This window comes from Streptomyces sp. NPDC056169, from assembly GCF_042268445.1.
In the GTDB taxonomy this organism is placed as follows: Bacteria; Actinomycetota; Actinomycetes; order Streptomycetales; family Streptomycetaceae; genus Streptomyces.
Window position 1 is genome coordinate 1 of record NZ_JBHJUO010000047.1, and the last position, 7,951, is coordinate 7,951.

A 7,951-nucleotide genomic window follows, 5' to 3' on the forward strand; every position below is an offset into this window, starting at 1 on the left:
GTAGCCGCCGAGGACGGCGCCGGACTGCGAGGCCCTATTCGCGCCCCGCTGCCCAATCAGTGCGCCGACCGCGGATGCGAGCCCGACGGCGATGGCTCCGACGGCGCCGAGCTGCGCAGCGTCCACGCAGGACCTCCGATGGTGCAGTGAGGGGTGAGCAGGGCGCCGCGGCAGTCGTCGAGTGAGCCGCCGGACCGCCGCGGCCGACATCAGACGCCCTTGGCCAGCGACGCGCTGTTGGTGACGTCCCGACCGCGGGCGACGAGGCCCTTGCCGAGGGCGAGGACGGCACCGACACCACCGGCCCCGGCCGCGTACCACATGCTGCCGTCGAGCGGCTGGGTGATGACGATGCCGCCGATGGCCGCCTGGAGGAACGTGGAGAGGACGCGTTCGAGGAGGTCGCGGCCGTAGGTGCCGGCGTTCTTCACGACGGTCTCGGAGCCGGGCAGGTGGATCGGCTGGTTCATGGGCTTCCCTTCCATCAGGACTTGGGGACTTGGAGCTTGTTCCAGGTGGTCGGGCCGGGCGGCCATGCCGCCGCAGCCCCGCTGTACCCGCACTTCCTTTGCCAGGCTTCGTAGCTGTCGACGTCGGCCTGACCGAGCGTCGGGCCGGGGCCGACCTTGTACCGGCCGCAGCCGACCGCGACGAGCCGCTTCCCCATCGCCTCGAAGACCTTCGAGACCTTGCCGAGGGCGGGCCGGCCGTTCTTCACGAAGAAGGCCTCGCCCGGGTACGGCTCGCACTGCGGCGCGGCAGGCTTGGCCGGAGCAGGCGCCGACGCTGTCGGCGGCTTGGGCTTGGTGCTGGCGTCGAGCCTGGCCTGCACGTCCCGACGGAAGACGGCCATGTCGAAAGCCGCCGGGTCCGGCTTCCAATCGCTCCATTCCTTGTGGCCGATCACCGACTTGGCGGTCCAGCCGTGGGCCCGGCAGATGGCCGTCGCCCAGCGCACCGCCGCCTCGTACTGGGCGGCCGGCCATGCCGAGCCCGTCCCGCGGTCGCTCACCTCCAGCCCGTAGAAGCGCGCGTTGCCGTCCTGCGCGCCCGGCGAGCCGTCGTGCTTGTGCGGGGCCGGTGGGCGGGTGGTGTAGGACTCGGCGATAACGGCGGAGAGGACGGCCGGGTCGCCTCCCCCGGCGTGGTTCGCCCGGCCCGCGCTCGTCAGGGTCAGCGTGCCGTCCTTGGCCAGGTAGGCGTGCGCGCACGGCCCCGGCAGGTCGGCGCGGCCCGACCACACGATCTCCCCGTCCGACGGGGCTGTGCCGCCCGTGTGGTGGATCATCACGCCGTGCACGGGGCCCCATCCGTCGCCCCGGTTGCCGCGGTCGTGTGTGCGCCAGCCGGAGCGTTCCTTGGTGTCCAGGCCCTCGGCGATCAGCGCCGTCAGCATCTGACTGGCGGTAAGGGGGGTAGCCATCATCGGTTCTCCGAGCATGAGAAAGGCCCCGGCCGGTCGGCTCGGGGCGGGCAGGGAAGAGAGGGGGTCAGGCGGTGGCCGGGTCCCCGGCGGGGTCCGGTTCCTCTGGGGCCGGGCCGATCGGGACGATGTCGGTGATGGGCTGATCGCACAGCCCGCACGCGGCACGCCAGATGCCGTCCGTGTTCACCGACAGGCCAGCAACGAGGACTCTGCCGTTGTTGGGGCAGCCCTCGGTGTGGCAGACCAGCTGGCAGTCGACGTCCGGCGTCTCATACGCCTCGGCACTCATAGCACTCCCAAATGGGCGGTCAGGACGCGATGACCATCCAGTGAACGGTCACGGCCGGTGTGACAGTCGCGCGGGTGATCCAGAGTTTGATGCTGGCGTTGGTGATGTCGGTGACGCCGACGCCAGAGACGCCGTTGTTGAGGTTGTTGGTGCCCACGGACGAGTCGATGGCCGTCGCGTAGGCCCGCAGGTTCGTACCCGTGATGTTCAGCCCGGCAACGGTGAGGCTCGTGGGCGCATTGGCAGCGGACGGGGTGATGGTGGCGGTGCCGGTGACGATGTTGCTGGCCGTGAGCACCCCCTGCACGGACGCGCGGGGGTTGGTGCCACCGGGGCCGGACTCCAGGGCAAGCAGGGCCCTGCGGTCCCCGGCTTCCACCGCCCCTGACGCGAGGGTCAGGACGGAGGACTGGGCCGTGTCGTAGTCGACGCTCGCCGGGACCGCCACCAGGCCGTCCTCGACCGGACGGAATGTGAGGCGGCCGTCGCTGAGCCGGGCGGACTGCCTGCCGCCGCGGGTCCACAGCCCGGCACCGCCGCCGCCGTCCGTCCCGAGCTCGGCGAGGACCGTCCCGTCCCCGGCGTACAGCCGCAGCGTTCCGACGGCCGCCGACGACAGCCGCCGCGCGGCCCGCAACTCTCTGACTTGCCGCTCCAGATCCTGGACCCGGCGGGCCAGACTCGTCGCGTCGGCGGGTAGCTGGTCCAGTTGGCGTGGCATTCAGCCCTCCTCTACCAGGATCGGCCGGACCCGGTCCGCGCCCGGCTCCAACTCCCACGCCCAGCAGCGGGCCACCACGTCGGCGCCGGCCGGATGTCGCCTTGAGGACTCGATGCTCAGCCGGATCGAGTCGCCCAGTGCCCAGTCCCTGCCGAGCCGCGGGCACGCGGAGGCAACCCCTTGAATGCTCCACACCTGCGCGCCCTGCGCCATCAGCGCGAGTTCCTTGGCCGCGTTGCCGTCCAGCTGGTCCGGGTCGGTGACCCCTGTTGCGGGGGTGAAGCGGTATTCCCAGATCGGCCAGCCGCCCGCGATGAGTTGCGTCGCTTCCCGCGGCGGTGAGGTGAGCCGGTCCGGTCCTTCGCCCTCACCGCGGGCGATAACACGGGTCGCGCCCTTGCCCCGCTCGTAGGACTCGCTCAGCGTGTACTCGGCCACGCCTCCCGGGTAGTCGAACACGGCCTCGGGCTCGGCGGCTTGGGTGCCGATCGTGGAGCGGATCCGGACGGGGAACACGAACCCGTCATGCCTGCTGTTCCAGACGGCATCCACCGTCCACTCGGGCCCGCCGTCCAGGCCCATCACCTCGGTGAGGCAGGACAGGATGGTCTTGTCGTCGCCGTCGCTGGTCAGGTAGTCGATGGCCGTGCCGGTCGGCACGGCGTCGATGACGAGGGGTGGGCCGCCCGCCAGCGCGGGCGTGATCAGGTTCGCGCAGACGGTCGCCTGGTCGACGGTGAGCATCGTCTGCGTGCCCGGGTAGCGGGCGTCGAGGTAGGCCTCCAGGGTGGCCGCCCCGAGCTGCGCGGTGCTGGCGCTTCCGGCGTCACGTGGCAGGGCGGCGCCCGCCCATACGGGAATGTCGGTGGCGGTGTCGACGGCCACGATCAGAGACCGTCCTGGTGCCGTCGCCGATTCCCAGTCAGCGGGGGCGCCGTCCAGTGCCAGCTCGAACTGGAGCGTGGTCTGCGCTCCCAGCCTGCGGGACAGGGCCCCGGTCGGTTTGAGCGAGGGCAGGTCCTCCACGATGCCGCCGGTGCGCAGATCACAGCCGTACCAGGCGAGTTCGACGGCGGTCACGACAGCGGGTACCGGATGCCGCGCAGGGTGAACCAGACCGCTTCCGTGTTGCCTGCGTCCTGGCCGCCGAGGCTGACGGTCCCGTCCGGGTTGAAGTTGACGAGCATGGAGTGGACGACGGACGAGGAGTTGGAGACTCCGGTGATGCTCGTGACGTTGCGGGCGACGACGACGGTCGCCCGGTACGTGGGCCGCAGCGCCGCAGCCAGGGCCGCATTCAGGATGTTCACGGTCTGGGCGCCAGCAGTGCGGTTGGCGCCGCCGTCCCACTCAATGTACGTGGTGCCTCGGTCGACGTACGTCCGGTACCGGATGGGCCCGTTGCCGTTCCCGTTCGTGGCGTTGCCCTGCGCGTAACCGGTGCCCAGCGTTGGAGTGGTCCAGCCGACGGTGTCGACCTTCTGCATCGTCTCCCACGCCGTACCGGTCCAGCGTTGCAGGTTCGTACCGTTGTCGCGGTACTGGCCGACGTAGAAGCCGGCGGCACTGGCGTCCGGCACGATGCCGCCAGCCGCCACTGTCACCGGCGTGACCGTGTTGTTGACGCTGGGGGAACCGCCGCCGACTGCCGGCACCGTGATGTGCGCCAGCCGCATATAGATCACGGTTCCCGACGGAGTCGGCGCGCTCGGCGTCGATGACGGAGTGCCCGGCAGGTACACCACGTCAGCCTTGGCCTGCCCAGATCCGTCGACGGCGTTGTCCCACACGCGCAGGTACACCAGGTCGATGCGGGACAGTGTCGCGTGCGCCGCGTCCAGGGTCAGGTTGGACGTGGACGTCATGGCGACCCGGTAGACGCCCTGCTCGGCGTAGTAGAGGCTCGCAATGCCGGTGCCTACGGTGATCGTGGTACCGGACACCGTGACGGTGAAACCGCCCGAGCCGGGGAGGATGCCCGTGCGGGCGCCGAGTGGGTGGCTGCCGTTATTCATCACCATCAGCGAGTCGATGCGACGCGCACGCATGGCGTCGACGGGAAGGCCGTCGATCCAAGAGGGGTTGACCGCGACCATGGGCGGCCTCCTTTCATATCCAGGCGGAACGCCAGCGGGCCGTCAGAAGAGCGCTGGCGCTGTAGGACTGGGCCCGGAACTGGACAGCAGCGGCGGCCCTGGCGGGGATGAGGGGCCAGCCGCTGGGGACCGTTAGGAAGCGGCGGCGGGACGCGCTGTTGTTGATGCGGCACGTCTTGGCGTCCGTGTCGATGACGAGCTGGTCGCCGGTGTACAGGTCCTGCGAGTAGATCAATGGCAGGACCGACCCGTCGGGCATCTGCGTGATGATCTGTGGCCCGGTCACTGGGCCGGTGATGACGAACACCGGGCGCGTGCCGAACGTGCCAGCGTTGGTAGCCATGATCTCTCCGGACACCGTGACCGCGTTGCTGGTCAGAGGTGGTGTCAGCGGCGGGGTCAGGCCGCCCGTGGTGAACGGCAGGCCAGCCGTGCCCGACTGCAGCGTGGTGGAGTAGCGGCGCGGGTCGGCGGCCGTCACCATCACCGAGTACGTCGCCCGCGTGTCGGTGATGTACTGCATCAGCGGCTTGCCCGAGCGGCGAACCGTGGCCTGCTTCGGGATGGTCTCCCACACCGTCAGCAGCGTGTCCGTCAGCCCGGCCGCCACCCGCAGCCGCTCCATCGCCTCCTCCAGCGCGGCCTGCGACGGGGCGACGATCGTCCCGCCGAGGGTGATCGGTCGGGCGCCGAGGTAGACCGGGCCCGCCCAGGCCCCGTGGTCGCCCTCGCGGTCGGTCATCTCGCTGCGGAGGTCCGGGGAGTCCCAGCCCTCCAGGGTCTGCAGGCGCCAGGCCACCCCGTCGCCGTCGACCGTGCCCAGGTCGACGCCGCCCAGGGTGGCCCGCAGACCGTCCAGGACGGCGCCCGGCGTGTTCGGCATCCGTGCCTCCTTCTCAGCCGACGAACGACATGTGCCGGGCGACGTCGTGCGCCTGCTCGGCCGTGGACTGCTTGGCGCCGTACAGGTTCACCGTGATCTGCTTCGTCGCCTCGCGGGCGGCGGCGGCCGTGGACGGTCCCGGCCCGTACCGGCCGGCGGGCACCAGCTGGTAGCCCATCGCGGACGCCGTCTTGGCCAGCAGCGCCCGGGAGCGGGCGCTGCTGTTCCACGGGATCCACGACTCGACGTCTCCGGCCTCGCCGCCGAGGACCATCGTGGGCCGGGTGAGGATCCCGCCGGCGGCCATGGCCTTCCCGCCCTGCTGCACCCACTGCCGGACGAAGACGTCCTTGTTCGCGGACGGCAGGCTGCTGATCTGGGCGGTCATCTTCGGGACCAGGGCGCGGATGGTGGCCACGTCCAGGCCCGCCGCGATCAGGTCGGCGAAGCCTCGGCCGTTGCCGCCGCGCAGCGTGGTCAGCAGGGTCAGCGCGTTCGCGAGGTCCTCGCCGGTGAGCGTGGACTGCGCCGTGCCGACCGCCTTGTTCGCTGTCGCAGCGGCCTTGCTGTCGCTGGCGGCCTGGTGGGCGAGCGTCATGGCGTTGGCGTCGCCCTGCGCGGCGAGGGCCTGGGCGAGATCGCCGAAGCCCTGCGCGGCCAGCTTCTGGAGGTCGGCCGCGAATTGCTGGCTCTCCTTGGTTGACGCGCCGAGCTGCTTGGTGAAGTCAGCCAGGGTCGCCTTCGCCAGCTCGCCCGTCTTCTGGAGCTTGGACACAATCGACTTGAACTGCTTGTCGCTCGCACCCGCCAGAGCGTTGACCAGGGCGTAGCCTTCCTCGCCCATGCCCTCCAGCATCGCCTGGAGTTCCCTGCCGCCCCGCTTGCCGATCTTGTCGAGGTTCTTCCGCCACAACTCCGTCGCGGCCACGGACTTGTTGAGCTGCAGCTCGTAGCCCTTCAGGTTGAAGGCGGTCGGTGCCTTGGCGCCCTTCTTCAACCCCAGAGCCGCGTCGGCCTCGTACACCTTCCTCCGCGCCGCCGCGACGTCCTTGGACTTGGCCCCAGCCGCGTCCTGGGCCTTCTTCGTCCGGGCCGCCGCGGCGTTGTTCGACTTCGCTGCGTTGTACCGGGCATTCGCGAGCTGCTTCTCGGCTGCGGCGAGCTGCTTCGCGGTGTGCTTGCCCCTGCGGACATCCGCCAGGTGCTTCTCCGCCTGCGCGACCTTGCGGGCGGAGTCCTTCCTGGTCTGCGCTTCCTTCTTCTGCGCTTCCTTGTACGCCTTCGACCCGGCCGCGGCCTTCTTCTGGGCCTCGGCGAGGTCAGCCCACGCCTTGCGCAGCGCTTCCAAGGCCTTGTCGTACCGGCCCTTGGCGTCCGACGGCCCACCGAGGACAGGCTGACCGGTCGGCGTGTACGTGAAGCCGGGGATGCCACCGGAGGCGAACCACTGGACCGAGCCGCCCAGCCTCTTCACCGTCTCAGCGGCGATCTGCCGGGACCGAGGACGCTTGGAACGGGCGAGCGGGATGTACGCCTCGCCGCCAGTCTCCGGTTCCGCCCACATCCGCCACTCGCCCGGCCGGGCGATCTGCGCGATGTGGTTCTCGGCGCCGCCAGCGAAGAACGCGAGACCGCCGCGGGCGTACTTGGAGACGCCGCCCTCGCCCGTGGAGGGGCGACCGGACGTGTTCTTGCTGGCGATCTCCTGCCGGTACGTGGTGATCGTGACGGACTTGTCGTGCAGTGCCTCGATGGCCCGGCGCAGGGCGTCCACGGCGGCCTTCTGGCTGCCGGTCGGGACGGTGATCTCGACCTTCTTGCCCTTGGTGTGCTTGATCTTGAAGCCGAGGTCTTCGAGCTGCTTCTGACCTTCCTTGGTCAGAGCGTCGACCGTGATCTTCTTGCTCTTGGTCTCGGCCAGCTTCTTCTTGACCGTCTCCAGGTCCTTGGCCGCCGCCTCAGTCTTGGCGTCGACCTTCGTCTCCACCTTGCCGGGCAGCTTCAGGTACGCCGCGGTGAGCTTGTCGATGGCGTCCGAGCTGAAGCCAGCGGCAGCCATCTGCTTCCTGAGCAGGCTGATGTCCTTCTCCAGGACCTTCTGCCCGGCCGCCTGGCTGTTCTTCTGCTCGGCGACAGCCTGGGCGTGCTCCTGCGCGGCCTTGGCCGCGTCGAGGAATGCGCCCTTTACCTTCCGGCCCTTCTCGCTGGTGACGTCCAGCGACTTGCCGTTCTCCTTGACCGTCTTGGTCAGGTCGGCCAGCGACTGCCGGAAGGAGATCTCACGCTCGGCCGTGGAGATCGCCGTGCCGTTCAGCTTGTTGAGGGCGTCGCTCAGCTTCTCCGCCTCGCTGCGCTGGTCCGCCATCTCGTCAGCCGACATACCGAGCTGCTTCGCCAACTCGGCCTGCGAGTCGGCCGACAGCTTGGTCTGCGTGTCGGTCGCAGTCAGGGCGTCCGCGTAGCCGGGCAGCAGAGTGCGCAGCTTCTCCGTGCTCGTGCCCTGCGCCTCAGCCTCCTTGGCCAGACGGTTGAAGGC

General features: G+C 70.2%; 7 protein-coding genes and 1 pseudogene. All 8 read right to left on the reverse strand.

What is annotated here, in order from left to right; all coding sequences use genetic code 11:
• Positions 1-209: 209 nt before the first annotated feature.
• Positions 210-470 (reverse strand): hypothetical protein, encoded by a 261-nt coding sequence (locus ACFC0G_RS39385; RefSeq protein WP_375847219.1) that lies wholly within the window; start codon positions 468-470, stop codon positions 210-212.
• A gap of 14 nt (positions 471-484) precedes the next feature.
• Entirely contained in the window at positions 485-1,423 is a 939-nt protein-coding gene (locus tag ACFC0G_RS39390; RefSeq protein ID WP_376085959.1) for a peptidoglycan-binding protein, read from the reverse strand.
• 67 nt (positions 1,424-1,490) lie between these two features.
• Positions 1,491-1,715: a hypothetical protein gene (locus ACFC0G_RS39395; protein WP_375847217.1), complete on the reverse strand. Its 225-nt coding sequence runs from the start codon at positions 1,713-1,715 to the stop codon at positions 1,491-1,493.
• Between the two features lie 19 nt (positions 1,716-1,734).
• Positions 1,735-2,436 (reverse strand): hypothetical protein, encoded by a 702-nt coding sequence (locus tag ACFC0G_RS39400; protein ID WP_375989039.1) that lies wholly within the window; start codon positions 2,434-2,436, stop codon positions 1,735-1,737.
• Positions 2,437-3,516, reverse strand: coding sequence for a hypothetical protein (locus ACFC0G_RS39405; protein ID WP_375989036.1), 1,080 nt, complete (start codon positions 3,514-3,516; stop codon positions 2,437-2,439).
• On the reverse strand, positions 3,513-4,532 hold the full coding sequence (locus ACFC0G_RS39410) for a hypothetical protein (RefSeq protein WP_375989033.1): 1,020 nt from the start codon (positions 4,530-4,532) through the stop codon (positions 3,513-3,515). The genes ACFC0G_RS39405 and ACFC0G_RS39410 overlap by 4 nt, the downstream gene beginning before the upstream one ends.
• 13 nt (positions 4,533-4,545) lie before the next feature.
• A complete protein-coding gene (locus tag ACFC0G_RS39415) occupies positions 4,546-5,415 on the reverse strand; it encodes a hypothetical protein (RefSeq protein WP_375989029.1) in 870 nt (289 codons plus the stop codon).
• A 13-nt stretch (positions 5,416-5,428) separates the two neighbouring features.
• Positions 5,429-7,951, reverse strand: a pseudogene (locus ACFC0G_RS39420) (hypothetical protein); the annotation flags it as partial.

Bases quoted from the DNA above. Each gene is read 5' to 3' on its own strand.
- ACFC0G_RS39385 (WP_375847219.1), bottom strand. From the start codon at position 470: ATGAACCAGCCGATCCACCTGCCCGGCTCCGAGACCGTCGTGAAGAAC.
- ACFC0G_RS39395 (WP_375847217.1), bottom strand. From the start codon at position 1,715: ATGAGTGCCGAGGCGTATGAGACGCCGGACGTCGACTGCCAGCTGGTC.
- ACFC0G_RS39410 (WP_375989033.1), bottom strand. From the start codon at position 4,532: ATGGTCGCGGTCAACCCCTCTTGGATCGACGGCCTTCCCGTCGACGCC.
- ACFC0G_RS39400 (WP_375989039.1), bottom strand. From the start codon at position 2,436: ATGCCACGCCAACTGGACCAGCTACCCGCCGACGCGACGAGTCTGGCC.
- ACFC0G_RS39415 (WP_375989029.1), bottom strand. From the start codon at position 5,415: ATGCCGAACACGCCGGGCGCCGTCCTGGACGGTCTGCGGGCCACCCTG.
- ACFC0G_RS39390 (WP_376085959.1), bottom strand. From the start codon at position 1,423: ATGGCTACCCCCCTTACCGCCAGTCAGATGCTGACGGCGCTGATCGCC.